Genomic DNA, 22,551 nt, shown 5'->3' on the forward strand with positions numbered 1-22,551 from the left:
ATGAATGGGTGTAAAGACATCCGGTATTGTTCTTTTCCTTAAGTTAATGACATTGTTATTTTTCGGCATTTATAAAAAAAAGACTGAATGATATACAGCATGGAAAGCAGAAAAAGGGATATTATTTGTTAAAAAATTGAATATCAGGATTTTCAAAATTATTAAAAAAAGAATTTGCAGGTGCTAAACTAAAAACCATGAAGGAACTGAGATATTCAGAAAAATACAGAAAGGATGAAATGGGATGGAGAAACGCGAAAGGTATATGCCTCCAATCGGAAAAATGGGAACAGGACCGCCTTCTGGATGGGAGCAGGAGGGTTTCAGGACATTCAGCCAAAACCAATCTGTTTTTGGCTGACCACATAAGAAATGGAGGAGAAAGAAAATGGATCAAACGAAAAAAATTCCGGTATGGCGGAAGTTTGCGTATGGCTGCGGCGCAGGCGGCAGCAACGTACTCAGCACTGTCTTTGCAAGCTTTTTGCTGAGTTATTATACAGATACTGCTATGATCGCGGCAGGTGCAGTGGCAACGATTATGATCGTATGTCGTGTTCTGGATGGCGTTACAGATTTTGCAATGGGCGGCATTATTGATAAAACTCACACAAAAATAGGAAAGGCGCGTCCGTGGCTGATCATTGCAGCGCCTCTGATGTGCATCGGTCTGATTTTGATCTTTCGTGTCAATGCGAACTGGGCAGAAACCACCAAAATTATTTATGCGTATCTGACCTATATTTTTGTAAACTGTATCGTTTATACAATTCTGGGTGTTGCCCACACGGCTCTGCTGGCCCGTATGACCAGAGACCCCAAAGACCGTAATACGACTTCCACGTTCTCATCTTTGATGAACGGTATTGTGGGCCTGTTTGTTGGAACAGCTGTATCTGTCCTGTATATGAAGCTTGGATGGGAACTGACAGGCATCATTTTAGGCGTTATCGCAGGCGTCCTGATTTTGATTCCCGGCCTGTTTTGTGTGGAAACCGTTGGTATGGATGAGCCTGTTTCGGAAGGGCCTGGAGGTCCGGGGCCGAAATCTGGGGAGAGTGTTCCGATGGGAGTCCAGCTTAAGGCGGTTCTGCAAAACAGATATTTCTGGATTGCTCTTATTTTAGGCGCAATTATCCTGCTGATCAATGCCAATGCGATTGCTTTTCAGATTTACTACTGCGGCATCGTTATGGGAAATCCGGGTGTCATGACTCAATTGATGGTGTATGGACAGGCGCCGGGCCTGATAATGCTGCTCATCATGCCTTACATAGCCAATAAATTTTCCAAGCGTATTTTTATGGCAGCCAGCTGTATTATCCTGATATTGGGGTTTGCAGTTACCGGAATGGCAGGTGCAAATATAAATATGCTGATTGCAGGAACCATTCTGCGTTCTTTGGGCGTCACTCCCATGTTTGCAGGATTGTACGCATTCTGTGCAGATGCCGCAGATTATGGCGAGTGGAAAACAGGCGTCCGTTCAGAAGGATTTATGGCTTCTTCCCAGTCCATCGGTTCCAAGATAGGTATGGGCTTAGGGCAGGCCCTTCCGGCTATGATACTGGCAGTGGCGGGTTATGATGCAACACAGATGGTGCAGTCAGACAAAGTTGTTGCTTATGTCCGTTTCGGTTTTGGCTGGCTGGGTGTTATTTTAAGTTTCGTCTTGCTGCTTGGGGTTCTGGCAATGAATGTTGAGAAATATCTTCCGGAAATCCGCGCGGCCCTTGGCGAGCCAAAGAAACCACCAATGTAAACAATAGAAATTGTAAGTAATAGCTTGTAAAGAGAGGAAGAAAAAATGTCAAAAGAAGTAATAGATGATTATGGAAAACTGCAGGGTTCCTTACAATTTGGAGGCCCTGGCCCAGAAGGAGAGCCGGGTGCAGGAGGCCCGCCGGCCGATTTTAAAGCGCCCATGGCAGGTATTAGCTGGGTAAAAAGAAAATATCTGGATGTCCCTTATGATACGGAGTCTAAAAACCAGGTTCTGGATATCTTTTTGCCAGAAGAAGGAGAAGGACCCTTCCCGGTGCTTTTTCACATTCATGGCGGAGGATTTGGACTGGGTGATAAGCGGGATGATCATATGGACACTTATTTAAAGCTGCTGAAAAAAGGTATTGCAATTGGTTCCATTGAGTACCGACTGAGCGGCGAAGCCAAATTCCCTGCAGCAGTCCTTGACTGCCGTATGGCAATCCGTTTTATTAAGGAGCATGGCAAAGAATACAAATTGGACACAGAGCATGTTGGAGTGATCGGAGGTTCCGCAGGCGGAAATTTAAGCGCGCTCCTTGGCATGAATATTCCGAATGGAGAATTTCCTGGAGAAGAAGGAAAGACCTTTACACAGGATTGTTATGTGAAGGTGGCCGTTGACCAGTTTGGACCAATAGATTTTGCAGTCATGGATGAGATGGCAAGGGAGAATGGCATAAGCTTTGTAGATCATGACCAGCCTTCTTCTGCCGAGAGCAGCTATATGGGCGGCCCCCTTCAGGAATTAGACCCGCAATATCTGGCAAAAGCAAATCCAATCACATATATCAGTGATAAGATGGCGCCCATGCTGGTACAGCATGGCTGTGTGGATCGGCTTGTTCCCTATAAACAGTCGGTAATTCTGGTAGATGCCATCCGTGAAAAGGTTGGGGAAGACAGGGTAGAATTTACAACCCTTCCCACAGCCGACCATGAAGATAAGCAGTATGGAACAGATGAAAATTTAGATTTGATCTGGAACTTTGTAAAAAAATATTTATGAGGATGAAAGATGATTGACTTAACAAAACAACCTTTTTATCTGAATGAAGAACAGGTACAATGGGTAAAGGATACGTTGGACAGGCTTACGACAGAGCAGAAAGCGGGACAGCTGTTCTGCATTATGGGAGGAGATTATACGCCAGAGGAACGTAAAGCACTGGTACAGGAAGGAAGGGTGGGAGGAATTCTCTTCCGCCCTGCGCCTGCAGAGGATATCCGCTCCTGGTACCGTCCGCTGGATGAAGCCGCCCAGGTTCCCCTTTTAAAGGCCGCCAATCTGGAAGAAGGCGGTTATGGCGCCATCAGCGATGGGACCTTATTTGGCTGGCCCATGCTGACAGCAGCAACCGATGATGAAAAGATGGTGGAAAAGTTTGCAAAGGTATGTGCTTCAGAAGGCCGGAGTGTTGGCGTAAACTGGACATTTTCACCGGTCAGCGATCTGGATCTCAATTACTTAAATCCCATTACAAACGTTCGCACTTATGGCAGTGATAAAGAGAGGGTAAAGAAATTTACAGAAGTATTTATCAGGACAATACAGGAGAGGGGAGTTGCTGCCTGTGCCAAGCACTATCCGGGTGATGGCGTGGATTACCGGGACCAGCATCTGCATCCCACCTATAACAGCCTTCCGGCTAATGAGTGGTATGAGTCTTATGGAGAGATTTACCAGCATATGATTGCCCAGGATCTTTTGAGTATCATGGTGGGGCATATTGCACAGCCATATGTGGCGCAGGATGTGAACCCGGAGCTTTCCATGGAAGAATGTTTGCCGGCATCCATGAGCAGGGAACTGCTGACAGGCGTGCTCCGTGAAAAATTTGGCTTTAACGGCCTGATTGCAACGGATGCAACCATTATGGGCGGTTATTGTATGGCAATGGAGAGGAAGAAGGCAATCCCCCTGTCCATTATGGCAGGATGTGACATGCTTGTTTTCAGTACGGATTTTCAGGAGGATTATAATCATGTCCTGCATGGTCTGCGGGATGGGCTTCTGACAGAAGAACGTCTGGAGGAGGCGGTAACGAGAGTGCTTGCATTGAAAGCAAAAGCATGCAGGATTAAAGAAGAGGAATTAGAGCCCGTAAAAGTAGAGGCGGCAAAATGGCACAGGGAATGCGCAGAAAAATCAGTAACATTGGTAAAACAGCTCCAGCCGGAAACCCTTCCGGTCACAAGGGAAAAATATGATTACATACGTTTGATCGTCCTTGGAAAAGACCAGTTCCCTGGCGGAAGCATTACGGATACCGCCTTAAATTTTCTGAAGGACCATGGGTTTGAAGCGGAAGTATATGATCCTTTTTCAGATGAGCTGCATGGAACGGAGGAACTCTCAAAAAGAAGGCTGACCCTGTACCTTGCCAACTATGAACATGCAAGCAATCAGACCACAGTCCGCATTCACTGGTGTCCAAAGCATGCATTGGACAGCCCAAGGTTCCTGAATGAAGAAAATTGTATTTTTGTTTCTTTTTCAAATCCATATCATTTGCAGGATGTACCCCGTATAAAAACTTATATCAATGCATATACCGCAACACGCACAACGGTGGAGGTTGTATTGGAAAAGCTGATGGGTAAGAGCGAATTTAGCGGGATAAGTCCCGTGGATCCCTTCTGCGGCCTTGTGGACACGAGATTATAGGAAAATAATTAGATAAGGAGGAGATTATGAAAAAGAATTATTTGAAAATAGTTACAGCTTTGGTTTTAAGCATGTTTTTATTGGTTGGATGCGGCGATGCTGCTGCAGGAACCGGAGACAGCGAAGTGGAAAGCAACATAGACTCAGAGGACGCAGAGGGTGCAGAGGCTCACAATACAGGATCAGAAGATAACGGTACATTTGCCCCTGGTACCTATACGTTTGAAGAAAGCGCTATGGGTGGAGCTTTCACGGTTGTATGGACATTAGAATTGAATGAAGATGGCAGTTATGTCCTTACAGAAGGAAATGCGGCAATGGGGAACACTGTCTATGAAGGAACATATACAGTGGAAGACGGCATTGTGGTCACAGGGCCATTTGAGCAGGATCCTCCACAGGCAACCTTCTTTGAAGCTGATAAATCCTGCAAGTGGATACTGGATGGAGAGACTTGTACGCCTGTAAATTATTCGCCGGATGAAGATGTGACAATAAATATGGATTCAGAAGAAGGAAGTGATGCTGAAGATCCATTCAGCAATGTTGCATATGCAGGTGAGTCATCCGCTCAGGTGTGTGATATCCATTTGCCGGAGGGTGATGGTCCATTCCCGGTTATTGTCCTGTCACATGGTGGTGGCTTTATGTTTGGCGACCAGAAGATGGAGCTTATCCAGCCAGTCATTGAAGCGGGGATCGCAAATGGATATGCGGTGGTCAGTGTGGATTACCGAAAGTCTGCGGAAGTGGTATTCCCTGGAGCGCTTGCGGATGTAAAAGCGGCAGTGCGGTTTGTCCGTGCAAAAGCGGATGAATATGGATTTGATGCGGAACATATTGCTGTGTGGGGTGAGTCTGCAGGTGCATATTTATCATTGATGACTGCCTTGACGCCGGAAGTGGAAGAATTAAATGGGGATGTGTCGGAGAATGCAGATATCTCGTCAGCAGTGACCGCGCTTGTGGATTTTTATGGCCCTGTGGAGTTTTATACGATGGATGATGAGTATGTAGACCTTGGAAAAGAGGACAGTGCTTTTTCTGCGGATGGGTCTTTTGAAAGCAAGTTTCTTGGACAGGCTCTTGGAGAAGATGAAAAAACAACATACATTACTTACTGGGAGACATATAAAGACCAGCTTCCAGATGATTACATGTTAAAAGCCTGGATTCAGGTAGGAGATGCGGATGAAAGCGTTCCTTATACCCAGTCAGAGAATTTTGCAGAAAGGCTTGGCAGTGTAATTGGAACAGAAAATGTGGAGTTTTCCATTATAGAAGGGGCAGGGCACGAAGATGCAAAATTCTATACGGATGAGAATTTGAAAAAAGTTTTTGAGTTTTTGGATAGCGTAATGAAGTAGAAATGAGTGATACTTATTATTAAGGAGGACTTATGAATAACAGGACAGAAATTTTAGATTTACGCACATCATTAGAGGTGTTAAGAGGTATAGATGGACAGATTGTGGAAACGGATGTAGAAGTGGATCCGGAAGCAGAATTGTCAGGTGTTTATCGTCATGTGGGCGCTGGCGGGACTGTTATGCGGCCTACCAAAGTGGATGGCCCGGCAATGATTTTTAAGAATGTAAAAGGGCATCCGGATGCAAGTGTGGTAATCGGGCTTTTGGCCAGCAGGGAACGGGTTGGAATCCTCCTTGGATGCGAAAAAGAAAATCTGGGGAAACTGCTTTGCGATTGCGCCCTGAATCCGATTATGCCGGAAGTGACGGAGGAGGCAGCTCCCTGTCAGGAGGTTATTTACCGGGCAGAGGATCCTGGCTTTGACCTGTTCAAATTAATACCGGCGCCCACCAATACGCCTGTTGATGCAGGTCCGTATATCACAATGGGCATGTGCTATGCGACCCATCCGGACACTGGATTGTCCGATGTGACAATCCATCGGATGTGCATTCAGTCCAAAGATGAGCTTTCCATCTTTTTACAGCCAGGCAGCCGCCACATCGGCGCTATGGCGGAGCGGGCAACGGAATTAAACCAGCCGCTGCCAATTTCAATTTCTATCGGGGTGGATCCTGCCATTGAAATCGGATCCTGCTTTGAGCCGCCCACAACACCCCTGGGCTTTAATGAGCTGTCCATTGCGGGCGCTATCCGCAGACAGCCAGTGAAGCTGCACAAATGCGTCTCCATTCAGGAAAACGCCATTGCAAATGCAGAGTATGTCATTGAAGGCGAGATTATGCCTGGTGTAAAGGTAGTAGAAGACCAGAATTCCCATACCGGATTTGCAATGCCGGAATTTCCGGGATATAACGGACATGCTTCCAAGGAATGCTGGCTGATCAAAGTAAAGGCAGTCACCACAAGGAAGAATCCGATCATGCAGACGGTAATCGGGCCCTCCGAGGAGCATGTGAATCTTGCAGGTATCCCCACAGAGGCAAGTATTTATAATATGATCGACAAGGCGCTTCCAGGCAAGGTAACAAATGTCTATGCTCATCCGTCAGGCGGCGGAAAATACATGGCAGTGCTGCAATGCAGAAAAACAGTCCATACAGACGAGGGTAAGCAGCGTCAGGCGGCACTGTTGGCGTTTTCTGCATTTCCAGAATTGAAGCATGTGATACTTGTGGATGAGGATGTGGATATCTTTGATACCCGTGATGTCCTGTGGGCCATGAACACAAGATTCCAGGGGGACCGGGATATTGTAACGATACCAGGCGTAAGATGCCATCCGTTAGATCCAAGCTCCATTCCAGAGTATGCGCCATCTATCACGGATGGTGGGATTAGCTGCAAGACGATTTTTGACTGTACAGTACCGTTCCATTTGAAAGAACGCTTCGTACGTGCACAGTTTATGGATGTGGATCCGGATAAGTGGCTGAAATAGAGGAGCATAAGACAGAGAATGAGATTTAAAGCAGTTATATTTGATTTAGACGGTGTGATCTGCCATACAGACCAATACCACTATCAGGCATGGAAACAAATTGCGGATCAGGAGAACGTCTTTTTTGATGAGCAGGTGAATAACCGGCTGCGGGGGGTCAGCAGAATGGAAAGCCTGGAAATTATATTGGAACAGGCAGACAGGCCCTATACAGAGGAAGAAAAGTCTGTCCTTGCAGAAACCAAGAACGAAATCTACAAGAAACTGTTAAAAAACATGACTAGGGCTGATCTCACGGAAGAAGTGAAAGGGGTATTGGATAACATCAAAAACAGTGGAATAAAAGTTGCCATCGGTTCATCCAGCAGGAATACAAAGCTGATCTTAAGCCGGATCGGACTTGCTGATTATTTTCACACAGTCAGTGACGGTACGAATATCCAGCGTTCGAAACCAGATCCGGAAGTATTCTTAAAAGCGGCAGAGGCATTGAAGCTTGCGCCGGAAGAATGCCTTGTGGTGGAGGACGCCCAGGCAGGGATCATTGCAGCGCATAGAGGCGGTTTTCACAGCGCCGGGATTGGCGAAGCATCAAAATTCCATCTGACAGAGTATCCTTTGTCCTGTATGGGGGATTTGCTGAACGTGTTCGAATAATTGAGGTGTGATATGAAAAAGCGTTTAATGGTGGGTATGAGCGGTGCGTCCGGTGCGCCGATTGCGGTGGAATTACTGAAACAACTGCAAAAAGAGGAGTCCGTGGAGACCCATCTGATTGTGACCAGAGGGGCAGAGCTTACACTGCAGCAGGAAACGGAACTGTCTCTGGAAGATGTGAAAGCACTGGCGGATGTTGCTTATGAAAATGACAACATAGGGGCGAGGCCCGCTTCCGGAAGTTTTCAAATGGAGGGAATGGTTATTGTTCCCTGTTCCATGAAAACAGCAGCCGGGATTGTTTCCGGTTATAGCGATACCTTGCTTTTACGTGCTGCAGACGTTATGTTAAAGGAACGGCGCAGGCTTGTCCTTGTGGCGCGGGAATCGCCATTTAGTACGATACATCTCAGGAATCTATATGAGCTGAGCCAGCTTGGAGGCATTGTCATGCCTCCGATGCTGACGTATTATAACCATCCAGAATCGCTGGAAGACTGCACCAGGTATACGGTACAGAGGATATTGCGGCAGTTTGGGCTAAATACAGATGCTTATGAATGGGAGGGGTTGTAAGATGTATTGCTGTAAAAAGATTCAGGTGCTTGGACATGAGATTCATATTGCCCTGTATGATACCGGAGCCGGCATCAGCATTTTGATTGAAGGCGGTGAAAAAGGGCATATCGGCGCAGTTGCCATAGCATCGGCTGGCAAAGTAACGGACAGCATCGTATTCCCTTCCCATAAAGAAGATGTCATCTGTGAACAGTGGTCCGAAAGGATCAGCGCCGTATACCATGGGCCGGTTGTCGTACAGGCAGGGGTGCATTATGATCATATTACGCCGGAACAGATTGAAGAAATCTTACAAGGGTTAACCAGGGAATTGGACATCCTGGTAAAAGATTTAGAAAGCGAGGGTTAAAAAATGGAAGAACATATTTATGTTGTGAATCAGACAATGGAACTGTCAGACTGTAAAAATGACTGGTTTTTTGATGAGAAATATAAATGCTGGTGCCTGGAGGATATTTTGTACACCGATAAGGCCACAACGCCGAAATTCCAGAGACTGAGCATTTTTGTGCCGGAACCCTATATGAAGAAGAATGGGGAAATAGATCCGGACGCTACTATGAACGGGTACAATGCATCCAACGTTCCGGTGATTTTTGAAAATAATTCGGCAGGATATATGCAGATGCCCCATGTATGGCTGGAAGGGCCGCGGTGTTATGCCCACCAGTATCTGGAGAAAGGGTATGTCTATGTAACCTGTGGAAACAGGGGAAGTGAATCCAAGGACAAAAATGGAGAATGGTGTGGAAAGTCACCTGCAAATCTGGTGGATTTAAAGACCGCTATCCGTTTTCTACGGCATAATGCAGACTGCATTCCGGGCTGTCTGGATCGTATCATATCCGTAGGCTGGAGCGCCGGCGGCGCAATGTCTACGCTCCTTGGGGTTACAGGAAATCATGAGGATTTTATTCCATATCTGGAAGAAAATGGTGCTTTTATGGAGGAACGTGATGATGTTTATGCATCACAGATTTACTGCCCCATTGTAGATCTGGAGCATGCAGATCTTGCCTATGAGTGGATGTTCCATGAGGACAAAGAGAACGAGGCGTCTCCAGCAGGACCGGCAGGAACCATGACGCCATTCCAGATAGCGCTCTCCGCAAAATTAAAAGAAAGATATATTGCTTACTTCAACAGCCTTGAGCTGGTAAACCCGGATGACCATACAGCCTTGCGTCTGGATGAAGATGGAAGAGGTGGCGCGGGATATGATTATTTGATGGAGAAATTGAATGCTTCTGCTACAGACTTTTTGCGCAGGCTTGCGGCAGGGAAACTTCCAGAAAAATATTCCCCGCAGGATTATCTTACAGGCAATTATGAATATGAAACAATGGCGCCTATGGGCGGCGGAGAGCCGGAGAAAGAAGAGGCAGACCTGATGCAGGGCCATGCAGGACCCGGCGTTGCCCTGCGCAGAGGACCGGAAAAAGATTCGGAGGGAGAAGGAAGGCCTGCTGAGAAGCCTTCCCTTGGGGACATGGTATCCCGTCCGCCCAAAGGAGAGCCTTATGAGGCATTTGAACCGCCAATGATCCGTGTAAAAGGCGAAGATAAGCAAGAATGGTTAAAATGGGATGGCAGCAAGGCAGAAATATCGGATTTGGATACTTATGTGCTGAAACATCGCAGAAGGATGAAACCATGCACATCTTTTGATACACTGAGCATGGACAGCGGGGAAAATCGTGTATTTGGAATGCCCGAAAAGCATTTTATGCATTTTAACGGGGAAATTGCAGAAGCGATCAAAGAGCTGGAAAAGGAGTTTCCGGAAGAATATCAGAAATATTATAAGGCTTACCAGGCAGTGGATGGTGATGAAGCGCTGGCACGAAGGATCTATTTGATCAATCCTTTCAATTATATAGGTGCCTCTGAAAAAAGTGATGATGCAAAATATTTCCGGATCAGGGTTGGGGCCAGTGACGCCGATACTTCCCTTTCCGTAAACATGACCCTTGCCTTAAAGCTCGCGGCTGCAGGAAAACCGGTTGATTATGCCCTTGTCTGGGATAAGCCCCATTGTGAGGCTGATTATCCGGGAGAAGTGTGTGACTGGATTGAAAAGATTTGCAAATAGGCGGTGGTTTTTATGGGGATTGATTACAGTAAGATAACGGAAGGAATATTGAGGGAAGACTGTTTTGACCCGGAACAGTTGGGAAAATGTGAGTCTATCATGAGCCTTGGAAATGGTTACCTTGGCTTAAGGAGCGCTACAGAGGAACATTACCTGAATGAAACAAGGGGAATATTTGTGGCCGGGACATTCAATAAGTTTGATGAGAATGAAGTGACAGAACTCCCCAATGGAGCCGATCTGACAGCAGTTGATATATTTATAGAGGGAGAACGCTTTTCACTGTCTGATGGGAAATACGAGGATTATACAAGGGAATTGAACGTCCGTACCGGAGAATTGTACCGGAGTGTGGCCTGGACTTCCCCAAAAGGCAGGAAAGTGAAGCTGAGCTTTTTCAGGATTGTCTCCCTGAAGAGGCTGCATGTGATCGCACAAAGGATTGAAATTACAGCCCTTGATGAAGCAGTGGAAGTCAGGATCCGTTCCGGGATTGACGGCACCATGACAAATACAGGAAGCCAGCATTTTTCAGATGGGGATAAGCGGTTTTATGAGAAACATTTTATCCAGTTTGTCCAGACCACCACGCAATCTGACATCGGTTTTGCGAATACCACAGCCCACATTCTGTATGTGGACAATGAGAAATTGCAGGAAGAGCCAGAGGTTTTTATTGAACGCCGTAAAATATTTGCGGGGTTTGACAAGCGGGTAGAAGCAGGGCAGACATTGGCCATTGAGAAGTATTCGACTGTTTATACCAGCCGGGACAAGGAAATGGAAGGAAAATCTCTGGCAGATATTCAGGAAATTTCCCTGGGTGCCTGCAGGGATGCAGAAAAAGCAGGATATGCCATGCTGAAAGACGAGTCATCGGCGAAGTGGAAAGAAGAGGTATGGGATAAAGCTCCCATCCAGATAAAAGGGCCTGCAATCGACCAGTTTGCCATTTTATTTGCCCAGTACCATATGCGTCTGATGGTGCCAAAGCATGACAACCGTATGAATATCGGTGCAAAAGGGCTTTCGGGAGAGGGCTACAAAGGACCTACGTTCTGGGATACGGAAATTTTTCTGCTTCCGTATTATATCTTTACCGATCAGGAGACAGCCAGAAAGCTGGAGGAGTACCGCTACCTGTCCCTTCCCGGCGCCCATGCAAAAGCGAAGCATAATGGGTACAAAGGAGCCATGTTCCCCTGGGAATCTGCCTGGCTGGATGACGGGGAGGTTACGCCGGAGTTCATGGATGTGGACATTGTGACAGGAAAACCGATAAAAGTGTGGTCTGGAATCATTGAGCAGCATATCACCTCAGACGTTGCTTATGGCGCATGGCAATATGCGGTCATCACAGGGGATGAGGAATTTATGGAACGGTATGGATATGAACTGATTATGGATACTGCGAATTTCTGGGCATCGAGGCTTGAAAAAACAGGAACAGACGGAACATATCATATCAACGATGTGGTAGGTCCAGACGAGTTCCGTGAGCATGTCAATGACAATGCATTTACAAATTACATGGCTCATTGGAATATGGTAAAGGCAATGGAATACTTTCATCTGCTGAAAGAAGAGAAACCGGAAATCTTTGCCCGGCTGGATGAAAAAATGAATCTGGAAGCAGCATACAGGGAATGGAAAGATGGCAGTGAGCGCATTTATCTGCCAAAGCCAACAAAAGAACATGTATTGCCCCAGGATGACCGTTATTTAAGCTGCCGCGACATTGACCTTACCAAATACAAAGAGCAGGAGCATGTCGGGGGCATTACCCGTGATTTCAATATGGAGCAGATTAATCAAATCCAGGTATCCAAACAGGCAGATGCACTGGTATTATTCTTCCTTCTGGAGAATGAGTTTCCCGCGGAAGTGAAGAAAGCAACCTGGGAATATTATGAGAAGCGGACAATCCATGATTCCTCACTGTCCCTTTCCACCCATTCGGTACTTGCCAGCGATATGGGAGAGAAAGAGCTTGCTTACAGCCTGTTTCAGAAAGCATCCATGATTGACCTTGGTACATTTATGGGTTCTTCAAACGCGGGAATTCATGCCGCATCTTTTGGCGGTGTATGGCAGTGCGTGGTATATGGATTTGGCGGCGTGCGTATGCTGGATGGAAAGCTCCGCATCAATCCGTCCCTTCCGAACGAGTGGGAAGAACTGGCGTTTACGATACTTTGGAAAGGCCAGAAGCTGGCGGTTAAGGTTGCAAAGGATTTGATTTCTGTTCAGAATCTGACAGGTACGGCGGAAGTTGAGATTGAGATATGCGGCGAACAGAAGTCTGTACAGGAAGAATTGAAAATGATGATGTAATGCTTGGAACCTATACTAAAATTACGAGGGAAAAACGGTATTACATTGTGTTAATATGAAGTGGCTACAAATAACTTGGGCATTTGTTTTAAAATGAAATGTGCAAGTTATTTGGGCTTTATGTTTTTATGATTCATGGAATGGGGGCGCATAGGATGAAAGGCAGTATTGGCCGTAAAGTAATTGCCATGATGGTAGTTTTAGGCGGCGTTTTTTTGGTGGCAATTGCAGCAAATGTTATGGCATTGTCATCCATCAGGGAAAATAATGATAGGATCAACATTTATCTGGATATGGGTCAGGTCAAGAGTGAGGCATCAACGGTGTTCCAGAAGATACAGCTTTATTCGAATCTCAGTTATTTCAAACAAGGGACAAAAGAGATTGATTCTATGCGGGAGAAGCTGGAATCTGGCATCTCGGAAATGGAGTATGCGATGGGTGCGTTGGGCGGTTTTTGTGAGCAGACAAAGGACGCAGATGTGATCGCAGCCTATGAGGACTGGAATGCAGCCATGACGGATTTTTTAGATTATTGCACCCAGATACTTGCGGAAGCTAGAAAAGAGAAAATTCAGAGCGTCAGCAGCCAGGTGATAGGAGCGGTAGAAAGCCTGGCGCAGAATGCGGAGGATATGCTGCGGTTCATAGATGAGAACGTTATGAAAGATTATGACAGCTTTGTGGAGGTTGTGGAAAAATATGAGCAGGATGCGGATCATGTAAATGGCATCCTGACAGAGTTTGCCGGAAATTCAAGTGACATCAATGATACGATTCAGGGTATGAATGTGGGCATGAATGATATTGCGGCAGCAGTGGATGAGAGCGCCAAAAGTGTGGCAAACGTTGCCTCGAATGCAGCCAGGTTGGTGGAATCCATGAAGCAGATTCAAAAGGAAACAGAAAACAATCAAGACATATCATTAAAATTGAGCAGTGAAGTAAACCGCTTTAAAAATGTATAAGGAGATAGAAAAATGCCGATAGGAGTTATTATTAATGCGCTTTCAGTGGCGGTTGGCGGTATGGTGGGCGCCTTTGCCGGGAACAAATTAAGCGCCCGTTTTAAAGAGGATATTAATATGATCTTTGGTGCGTGTTCCATGGGGATGGGAATCAGTGCCATTGTTTTGATGGAAAATATGCCGGCAGTTATTTTTGCAGTCATCATCGGTACAGCCGTTGGTCTGGCAATTCATCTGGGAGATAAAATGAATGCTGCTGCAGGCGGTATGCAGAAAGTGGTTTCCAAATTTGTGAAAAATAAGAATTCGAAAATTTCCGAAGAAGAATTTACAGCGACCCTTGTTACAATCATTGTATTATTCTGTGCCAGTGGAACAGGAATCTATGGTTCCATTATTTCAGGAATGACTGGAGAACACAGTATTTTGATCGCCAAATCCATTCTGGATTTGTTTACAGCTTTAATTTTTGCCTGCACGTTGGGAATGGTGGTATCTATAGTAGCAATTCCGCAGTTTGTTATATTCCTGCTCCTGTTCTTATGTGCCGGATTGATCTATCCTGCCACAACGCCCACAATGATCAATGACTTTAAAGCATGCGGAGGTTTTATTATGCTTGCTACGGGTTTTCGTATGATCAAAGTGAAAATGTTTCCAACGGCTGACATGATACCGGCTATGGTGATTGTCATGCCCTTTAGCTGGTTCTGGGTAAATTATGTTCTTCCCCTTGTGAACTGATATGAATATGCAAAAGGCAGTGTACATGTGCCCCTTTTTCAGGCTGTATCGGAGAGTCTGAAAATTTTGTGAAAGTTCCGGACAGTAAATTGAAAAATTCATAAATCCATAGTATACTTCCAATTGCGGATGGCAGTTCGCCTTATAAAACACTCCGAGATTACAAAATGGAGGGATAAAAAATGTTGAAAAAAATAGCAGCAGCTGCAATGGCGGTACTGATGATCTGTCAGTTGACAGCCTGTGGGGAGTCACCAGATGATAATACGAAAACAGAAGGTATTTCCCAGGAGAAAACAGAGGATACTTCCCAGGAGGAAGCAGAAGGTACTCAAGAGGAAGCAGATTCTTCCGGAAGTATTACTACAAATCTGGAGAAAATAGATATGTCAAAATGGATGTATCATGCTGAGGATAACGTCTATTATCAGATTGGTATCTCCTATTGCGAAATGCCTGCGGATGCGTCCTATGAAACATTGGCTGTTTTTGTGCCGGGTGATTATCTTTCAGGAACAGACAATGGCGACGGAACGTATACCTGCGAAATTAATTCAGAAGCAGAAGTGAACGGTTATGCAGCGGAAGCTGCTCCGATTGTCATTCCCATCGAAACGCCGGGGTATGCGGCTCAGGCAGCCTTAACAGACTATACGAGTCTGACAGAGTACATGGAGGCCGGTTTTGTATACGTTCATGCCGGATGCCGTGGAAGGGATGCAGGCGCACCAGCCGGCGTTACGGATATCAAAGCCGCAATCCGCTATCTGCGGTATATCAATGATGCCGTACCCGGAGATGCGGAAAAAATATTTGTATTCGGCATGAGTGGCGGCGGCGCCCAGTCTGCCCTTGTGGGTGCAACCGGTGACAGTGAGCTTTATGATCCTTATCTTGAACAGATCGGAGCGGTACAGGGGGTCAGTGACGCCGTTTATGGTTCCATGGACTGGTGTCCCATCACCAATCTGGACAGCGCAGATGCGGCCTATGAATGGATGATGGGCGTAACAAGAACTGGCCTTTCCGATGATGAGCAGGCCATTTCTGATGCAATGGCTGCTTCCTTTGCCGATTATATCAACCAGGCGGGAATAAAAGACGAAAATGGAAATGTACTGACCCTTGAAGAATCAGCCGATGGTATTTTTCAGGCCGGCAGCTATTATGATTACATTGTGGGTGTGATTGAAACGTCTTTGAACAACTTTCTTTCAGATACAGAATTTCCCTACGATTCATCTGCTTCTGGGGAAAATGAAGGAGGCCCTGGCGGAAGGGGCGGATTTGGAGGCCGAGGAAACGATGGTGATTTCCCAGGCCCTGACGGGAATATGGAGTTCGGTGAATTTGGTGTGCCCGGCGGCAAAGAAGGCGGCAAAGAGTTGCGGGAAATGGATGGAGAAGGCGGATTGGAAGGTCCGGCCGGGAATGGAGGTCCAGACGGTGCGGGGGAAAGTCCCTATGAGGAACTGGATGATATAACCCGTACAGAGACTTCAAATGGTATTACAATTTCCGGAACCTATGAAACTGCCAGCGACTATATAGATGCCCTCAATGCAAATGGTACATGGGTCACCTATGACGCTGCAACAAACACAGCTGCAATTACAAGCGTGAGTGATTTTGTAAAAGCCTTTAAAAGCGTATCAAAAAATCTCGGTGCATTCGACCAGCTTGACGCCGGACAGGGAGAAAATATACTGTTTGGATATGGGGATGGAAATGGAGCCCATTTTGATGGTGTGCTTGCAGAAATATTGAAGGAACTCGAAAGCAGCTATGCCTCTGATTTTGCAGAGGATCTTCAAAAAACCGATGCTGTTGGATATACAGCGGCTCAGAGGCTGAGCATGTATACGCCTCTTTATTATCTGCTGGAATCTGAGGACGGATATGGCGCCAGCATCCCTGCAAAGCATTGGAGGATTCGTACCGGTATTGCCCAGAGTGATACCTCCCTTACAACAGAAGTAAATCTTGCCCTTGCACTTCAGAATTACGACGGAGTGGAATCTGTTGATTTTGCAACCGTATGGGGCCAGCAGCATGTCAAGGCAGAGCGCACGGGAAACAGCACTGCCAATTTCATTACATGGGTAAATGAGTGCATGAAGTAGCCTTTATGATATGAAAATCAGTGTTCTGATGAACTGGAAGAATGCATTGTGTGTGAGCATGCATTCTTCCAGTTTTTTGATAAAAAGATTTTTTTCTGTATAGATGGCAATCATTCATCGCCACCTATATATAATAAGACAAAGCAGGTTTCCTAATGGTTGATTTTATGTATTAAAGTATCGGGATGGTCAATTGAATTCCATTTATCCTTCTTGTTATAATAATATAGCAAACATACTTTAAGAGATGTAGGAGGACTAAATTTATGAACAAACTGAATTTATCGGATAACATAATCCGGCTTCGGCATGAAAAGAAACTGACCCAGGAGGAATTGGCTGATTATATGGGTGTGACAAAGGCGTCGGTATCCAAGTGGGAGAAAGGGATCAATACACCGGATCTTTTGCTTTTGCCCCAGTTGGCAGCATATTTTGATGTAACAGTAGACGAACTGATTGGATATGAATCTCAGCTTTCCAGTGAGCAGATCCGGCGTCAATATGCAGACCTGTCTAAAGATTTTGCAACCCTTCCATTTGTGGATGTATTAAAGAAGATCAGGGCATTGGCTCATAGATACTATGCCTGCTATCCGTTTCTGCTTCAGCTTAGCGTTCTGTACGGGAATCACTATATGTTGGCAGAGACAGAGGAGGAACGCAGAATACTCCTCCAGGAAGCGGTGGGATGGTGTGACCGGATCGTGGAAAACAGCAGTGATGTGGGCGTCTGCAGCGATGCTGTGGTTCTGAGGGCAGGATTGTATCTCCAGCTTGGAAAAGCGGCGGAGGCGATTGAAGCGCTGGAACCCTCGGCAGATCCCAGCCGCCTTGCCGGACAAAACGGAACCTTGCTGGTACAGGCATATCAGTTATCCGGAGATATGGAAAAGGCAAGGAGCTATGCACAGGCAAAACAGTATCTGGATTTGCTGAATTTGATAGGCGACGCCATACTGGCTCTTTCCCTGAATGAAAATGATATAGAATATTGTGAGAAAACCATCCAGCGTATCACAGGAATTATGGAGCTATATCATTTGGAAGCGCTTCATCCGAATGTGGCTGCTCAGTTTCAATTCCAGTCTTCCGTTGTTTATGCAGTAAATGGGAGAGAAGAGGAAGCATTAGCGGCTCTCCATCGCTTTGAAAAGTGTGTGGATAAACTTTTAGAGACAGAGCAAATCAAACTTCATGGAGACAATTACTTCAATCAGCTGGATGCGTGGATTGACCGGCTGCCTCTGGGAAGTATGGCGCCCCGGGATAAAAGCTTTATCCGGCAGAATCTGCGGGAATCCCTGACGCACGCTGCCTTTGACAGCTTGAAAGGAAAAGAGGAATTTCAGAGGCTTGTCTACAGATTAACGGAAGGAGGTGGGGAGAATGCCTGATATCAAGGAAATGCTGCCATTTCTGATTCCGCTAGTTGCGGTTGAACTTGTATTGCTCGGTTATACGCTTTATCATATTCTGACTCATAAAACATATAAACGGGGCAGCCGCGGGTTGTGGATTGCGGTTGCGCTGCTGGGAATGCAGTTTATCGGCCCGATTCTGTATTTTCTGCTGGGAAGGGAGGAAGCTTAAATGGATATGCTGACGCTTTCTCATATAGCAAAGTGTTTTGGAGAGAAGCAGGTGCTGAGGGATGTCAGCTTTTCGGTTCCGGAGCATACCGTGTTCGGCTTTGTAGGGAAAAACGGCGCAGGAAAAACGACTGCTATGAAACTAATACTCGGTCTGCTTGCCGGTGACGGTGGGGAAATTTTTGTAAATGGGATACCGGTTCATTATGGAAATACGGCGACCAATCGGTTTGTGGGATACCTGCCGGATGTCCCGGAATTCTATCCCTATATGACTCCGGCTGAGTACCTGCGCTTTTGCGGGGAGATTTCCGGTATGCCGGCAAAAGAAATCAAAGCACGCTGTGAGGAATTGCTATGTCTGGTGGGGCTGGAAAAAGAAAATGGCCGGATCAAGGGCTTTTCCCGTGGAATGAAGCAGCGGCTGGGCGTCGCGCAGGCTTTGTTTGGCCGTCCCAAGCTTTTGATCTGCGATGAGCCAACCTCCGCACTGGACCCGGAAGGACGTAAGGAATTGTTGGATATTCTGGTAGACGCAAAGGAAGAGACGACAGTGCTTTTTTCCACCCATATCCTTTCAGATGTAGAGCATATCTGCGATGAGATTGCATTTCTGCATGATGGAAGGATTGTTCTGCAGGGAAGCCTTGAGGAAGTACGAACAATAAAAAGGGCCGCGGCAACAGAACTGGAGCTGGAACGATCAGAAGATGCACAGATGATTGCGTCGTTTTTTCCCTGTTTGAAACCCATAAGTCGCAACAGTCTGCTGCTGGAGGATGCAGAGTGTCTGCCAGATATCCTTCGCTTTCTGGCGGATAAAAGGATACCCATCTTGCGGATCGAACGTCGGGAGGCGTCTTTAGAGGAGCTGTTTATGGAGGTGGTGAGAACATGAGGGCATTTCTGAAAAAAGAATGGATGGAACTTTGCCGGACCGGCCGCCTGCTGATTTTGCTGCTGGTTTTTGCTTTGTTTGGGATTATGAGCCCGGCTTTGGCAAAGCTGACGCCCTGGCTGATGGAAACACTTTCCGACTCCCTTGCAGATACAGGGCTTGTCACTACAGCTGTTACGGTAGACGCCATGACTTCATGGGCGCAGTTCTATAAGAATATTCCAGTAGGAATTATTATATTTATTTTGATAAGCAGCGGAAGCTTTACCACTGAATATCAAAAAGGGACTTGGATCCCTGTGGTAACAAAAGGATTGTCCAGGCGAACGATCGTGCTTGCAAAGGCATTGATGATTTTTGCCGTATGGACAGCACTGTATTTGCTTTGTTTTGGGATAACCTACGGATATAATGCGTATTTTTGGGATAACGGTATTGCAGAGCATCTCTTCTTCGCTGCAGTCCTGACCTGGCTGTTTGGGGTCTGGGTAATCGCATTTCTTGTATTTTTCTCAGTTATATCAAGGAGCGGTACACAGGTGCTATTGGGCGTCGGCGGAGTTGCCGTGGGGGTATATCTACTGAGTCTGTTTCCAAAACTCAGCACGTTTCTTCCGGTAAAGCTTATAGATGGCATGTCTTTGCTGCAAGGGGGAAATTATCCAGTGGATTATTATGTCAGTATAGCAGCGGCAGGGCTAATGATATTCCTGTGTATGATACTGGCTGTGGTTTTCTTTGACAAGAAACGGTTATAATATCATTGACAGTTCTCTTTATGCTGTGCGCAAATAAAAGAATCATAAAACCAATGAAAAAAATGAATGTTCCTGTCACACAGACAAGAAAAGATTGTCTAATTATATATACGGATAAAATCTTGCTTTGAAGTGCCGCAAGGTTTCAGGTTCAGAACGGATGGGGTCTGGCGGTATTTCCGTATAAAAATTGTCTGCACTTCAGAAAAGAGGAATCATGAATCAGTTTACAAACGAAGAGTTATTGGATTTGATCCAAAAAGCTACAGCCGGGGATAAGAAAGCCCTGGAAACCGTTCTTGCCAGTGTACAGGATCTGGTATTCAACCTGTCCCTGCGCATGCTGGGAACTTTTCCGGACGCAGAGGACGCAGCTCAGGATATCCTGCTGAAAATCATTACCCATCTTTCCTCCTTCAAGGGAGAGAGTTCTTTTTCAACCTGGGTATTCCGTATTGCCTCCAATCATCTGAAAAACTATCAGAAACATATGTTTGCAAAGTTTCCCCTCAGCTTTGAGTTTTACGGGGATGATATCAAAAATGCAGACATCCGTGATGTGCCGGATCTGACCCAGGATGTGGAGCAGTCTATTTTGGCGGAGGAGATCAAGCTTTCCTGTACCAACGTAATGCTCCAGTGCCTGGACGCAGAAAGCCGCTGCATCTTTATCCTGGGCACGATGTTCAAGGTGGACAGCAGAATTGCCGGAGACATTCTGGGCATTACGCCGGAGGCGTACCGCCAGCGGCTTTCAAGAGTCCGCAAGAAGGTAGCGGATTTCTTAACAGAATACTGCGGCGAATACGGAAACGGAACCTGTCACTGTGCAGACAGGGTAAATTATGCAATTCAGAATCACAGAATTCATCCTGCGCAGTTGGATTTTACCACAGCCGTACCAAAGGAAATGCTGGAATTCAAGGAAGCAATGGAGGAGATTGACGGAATCTCCCATGAATTTTCGTTCTGCAAAACGTATCAGTCGCCAGGAAGTCTGAAAAAGTTTATTGAGGATTTCTTAAACGGTTCGTCTTTTTCGGTTGTAGGAAACGCATAGGGGGATTGGAATGGATCTGAAATTGATTTTAAAATACCTGACCGATCTAAGCGAAAATAATAACCGGGAATGGTATCATGCCCATAAAGCGGAACATAAAGCGGCCAACGCTCAGTTTGAGGAGCTGATTCAAACGCTGATTCTGCAGATCGGAGAGTTTGACGGCAGCATCCTCCATAACCAGCCGAAGGATCTCACCTTTAAACTGGTCAGAGATACCCGGTTCAGCCATGATAAATCTCCCTACAACCCGGCATTTCGCGCACATATTTCCTCCAAGGGAAAACTGCCTGTTCCGGTAGGATATTATCTGATGATCAAACCGGGCGGCCAGTCCTTTCTGGGCGGCGGATTGTTTGCAGATATGTTTAAAAATGGAACTGCGATGATCCGTGACTATATCACGGATCACGGGAAAGAATTTGAAGAAATTATCCATGCGCCAGAGTTCCAAAAGTATTTTAAGGTACAGGGAACATCGCTGAAAAAAGTTCCTGCCGGGTATGACAAGGAGCACCCGCAAGCAGAATACTTAAAGTTCAAAAGCTGGTATCTGGAATATCCGGTGGAAGATGAAGCTTTGGCAGACGCCGATGCATTTGTGACGGAAGCTGTAAAGCTGTTCCATATGATGAAACCCTTTAACGATTATCTGAACAAAGCCCTTGACGGGTTCCAGATGCCAGCCAGGCGTTAGGAGGCCTGATTCCGATATTGAGAAAGATTCTCAATAAGTAAATTGACAACTCCTTTTGGTTAGTATATACTAACCAAAAGGAGGGAGCAGAGATGGCATATCTGGAAAAAAAGAAACCAGAGGGTTTCCATAACACAAAAATGCAAAAAGAGCTGATTCTCCAAAAGTTAAAGAAAAAGGGCTGCAGGATTACAAAACAACGGCAAATGCTTCTGGATGTGATTTTGCAGGAAGAATGTGCCAGCTGCAAGGAGATTTACTATAAGGCGAAAAAAGAAGATAGCAAAATCGGTGCGGCTACCGTATACCGGATGATAAACCTCCTGGAAGAAATAGGGGCGATCCGCAGGGAAAATATGTATAAAATATACTGCAGTATGGATTGCGGCAGGGAGAATGCATGTGTCATTGAACTGGATGACCATACTGTTTTAAAGCTTTCTGCCCAACGCTGGTTTATGGTTATTTTAGAAGGATTGAAAGCCTATGGATATGCAGATAAACAGCAAATTGCCAGTATTACATTGGATCCGTGTCTGAAAGCAGATGATTGAGCCCTGTGAGCTGCCGCGGCTTTTAATGAGAAAATTTGTCAATAAGATAATTTTATTGGAAATCAGGAATGTCTGAAAGTATAATTAAAAGTTAAAGGAGGGCTGCCATATGAAGAATCATAGATTTTGGGCATGGGCTGCAGTAATATGTATGGTCATGGCAATTTATACTGGTTACAAACATAAATAGA

21 protein-coding genes are annotated in these 22,551 nt (G+C 45.9%); all 21 read left to right on the plus strand.

Annotated features, from left to right (window positions below):
• The first annotated feature begins 388 nt into the window (after window positions 1-388).
• The 21 genes from E5329_RS19925 to E5329_RS30855 all read left to right on the plus strand — a co-directional run bounded on the left by E5329_RS19925 (window position 389) and on the right by E5329_RS30855 (window position 22,550).
• Window positions 389-1,762 (plus strand): MFS transporter, encoded by a 1,374-nt coding sequence (locus E5329_RS19925; protein ID WP_135991116.1) that lies wholly within the window; start codon window positions 389-391, stop codon window positions 1,760-1,762.
• A 45-nt stretch (window positions 1,763-1,807) separates the two neighbouring features.
• Entirely contained in the window at window positions 1,808-2,773 is a 966-nt protein-coding gene (locus E5329_RS19930) for an alpha/beta hydrolase (protein ID WP_135991117.1), read from the plus strand.
• A 9-nt stretch (window positions 2,774-2,782) separates the two neighbouring features.
• Window positions 2,783-4,432 (plus strand): glycoside hydrolase family 3 protein, encoded by a 1,650-nt coding sequence (locus tag E5329_RS19935; protein WP_135991118.1) that lies wholly within the window; start codon window positions 2,783-2,785, stop codon window positions 4,430-4,432.
• A gap of 26 nt (window positions 4,433-4,458) precedes the next feature.
• Window positions 4,459-5,799 (plus strand): alpha/beta hydrolase fold domain-containing protein, encoded by a 1,341-nt coding sequence (locus E5329_RS30850; RefSeq protein WP_275443512.1) that lies wholly within the window; start codon window positions 4,459-4,461, stop codon window positions 5,797-5,799.
• Between the two features lie 32 nt (window positions 5,800-5,831).
• Window positions 5,832-7,304 (plus strand): UbiD family decarboxylase, encoded by a 1,473-nt coding sequence (locus E5329_RS19945; RefSeq protein WP_135991119.1) that lies wholly within the window; start codon window positions 5,832-5,834, stop codon window positions 7,302-7,304.
• 18 nt (window positions 7,305-7,322) lie between these two features.
• Window positions 7,323-7,961 carry a beta-phosphoglucomutase gene (gene pgmB / locus E5329_RS19950; protein WP_135991120.1) on the plus strand — a complete coding sequence of 213 codons (639 nt, stop codon included), beginning with the start codon at window positions 7,323-7,325 and terminating at the stop codon, window positions 7,959-7,961.
• A 12-nt stretch (window positions 7,962-7,973) separates the two neighbouring features.
• Entirely contained in the window at window positions 7,974-8,537 is a 564-nt protein-coding gene (locus tag E5329_RS19955) for a UbiX family flavin prenyltransferase (RefSeq protein WP_135991121.1), read from the plus strand.
• Window position 8,538: 1 nt separating this feature from the next.
• The gene (gene lpdD, locus E5329_RS19960) at window positions 8,539-8,889 is read left to right on the plus strand and encodes a prenylated flavin chaperone LpdD (RefSeq protein ID WP_135991122.1); all 351 of its coding nucleotides are present in this window, start codon (window positions 8,539-8,541) and stop codon (window positions 8,887-8,889) included.
• Window positions 8,890-8,892: 3 nt separating this feature from the next.
• Window positions 8,893-10,632 carry an alpha/beta hydrolase family protein gene (locus E5329_RS19965; protein ID WP_135991123.1) on the plus strand — a complete coding sequence of 580 codons (1,740 nt, stop codon included), beginning with the start codon at window positions 8,893-8,895 and terminating at the stop codon, window positions 10,630-10,632.
• 12 nt (window positions 10,633-10,644) lie between these two features.
• Window positions 10,645-12,966 (plus strand): glycoside hydrolase family 65 protein, encoded by a 2,322-nt coding sequence (locus E5329_RS19970; RefSeq protein WP_135991124.1) that lies wholly within the window; start codon window positions 10,645-10,647, stop codon window positions 12,964-12,966.
• 155 nt (window positions 12,967-13,121) lie between these two features.
• A complete protein-coding gene (locus E5329_RS19975) occupies window positions 13,122-13,934 on the plus strand; it encodes a methyl-accepting chemotaxis protein (RefSeq protein WP_135991125.1) in 813 nt (270 codons plus the stop codon).
• Between the two features lie 12 nt (window positions 13,935-13,946).
• The gene (locus E5329_RS19980; protein ID WP_135991126.1) at window positions 13,947-14,678 is read left to right on the plus strand and encodes a DUF554 domain-containing protein; all 732 of its coding nucleotides are present in this window, start codon (window positions 13,947-13,949) and stop codon (window positions 14,676-14,678) included.
• Between the two features lie 182 nt (window positions 14,679-14,860).
• The gene (locus E5329_RS19985) at window positions 14,861-16,801 is read left to right on the plus strand and encodes a subtype A tannase (RefSeq protein WP_135991127.1); all 1,941 of its coding nucleotides are present in this window, start codon (window positions 14,861-14,863) and stop codon (window positions 16,799-16,801) included.
• A 266-nt stretch (window positions 16,802-17,067) separates the two neighbouring features.
• Entirely contained in the window at window positions 17,068-18,198 is a 1,131-nt protein-coding gene (locus E5329_RS19990; protein ID WP_135991128.1) for a helix-turn-helix domain-containing protein, read from the plus strand.
• Window positions 18,191-18,394, plus strand: coding sequence for a PLDc N-terminal domain-containing protein (locus E5329_RS19995; protein ID WP_135991129.1), 204 nt, complete (start codon window positions 18,191-18,193; stop codon window positions 18,392-18,394). The genes E5329_RS19990 and E5329_RS19995 overlap by 8 nt, the downstream gene beginning before the upstream one ends.
• Window positions 18,395-19,291 carry an ABC transporter ATP-binding protein gene (locus E5329_RS20000; protein WP_135991130.1) on the plus strand — a complete coding sequence of 299 codons (897 nt, stop codon included), beginning with the start codon at window positions 18,395-18,397 and terminating at the stop codon, window positions 19,289-19,291.
• Window positions 19,288-20,049 (plus strand): ABC transporter permease, encoded by a 762-nt coding sequence (locus E5329_RS20005; RefSeq protein ID WP_135991131.1) that lies wholly within the window; start codon window positions 19,288-19,290, stop codon window positions 20,047-20,049. Before E5329_RS20000 ends, E5329_RS20005 begins: the two co-directional genes overlap by 4 nt.
• A 217-nt stretch (window positions 20,050-20,266) precedes the next feature.
• Window positions 20,267-21,109: an RNA polymerase sigma factor gene (locus E5329_RS20010; RefSeq protein WP_135991132.1), complete on the plus strand. Its 843-nt coding sequence runs from the start codon at window positions 20,267-20,269 to the stop codon at window positions 21,107-21,109.
• Between the two features lie 10 nt (window positions 21,110-21,119).
• Window positions 21,120-21,806 (plus strand): DUF2461 domain-containing protein, encoded by a 687-nt coding sequence (locus tag E5329_RS20015; protein WP_135991133.1) that lies wholly within the window; start codon window positions 21,120-21,122, stop codon window positions 21,804-21,806.
• Between the two features lie 92 nt (window positions 21,807-21,898).
• The gene (locus E5329_RS20020; RefSeq protein ID WP_275443513.1) at window positions 21,899-22,360 is read left to right on the plus strand and encodes a Fur family transcriptional regulator; all 462 of its coding nucleotides are present in this window, start codon (window positions 21,899-21,901) and stop codon (window positions 22,358-22,360) included.
• Between the two features lie 109 nt (window positions 22,361-22,469).
• On the plus strand, window positions 22,470-22,550 hold the full coding sequence (locus E5329_RS30855) for a DUF6219 family protein (RefSeq protein ID WP_275443517.1): 81 nt from the start codon (window positions 22,470-22,472) through the stop codon (window positions 22,548-22,550).
• Window position 22,551 lies beyond the last annotated feature (1 nt).

The sequence above is a fragment of the Petralouisia muris genome, from assembly GCF_004793545.1.
Taxonomy (GTDB): Bacteria; Bacillota; Clostridia; order Lachnospirales; family Lachnospiraceae; genus Petralouisia; species Petralouisia muris.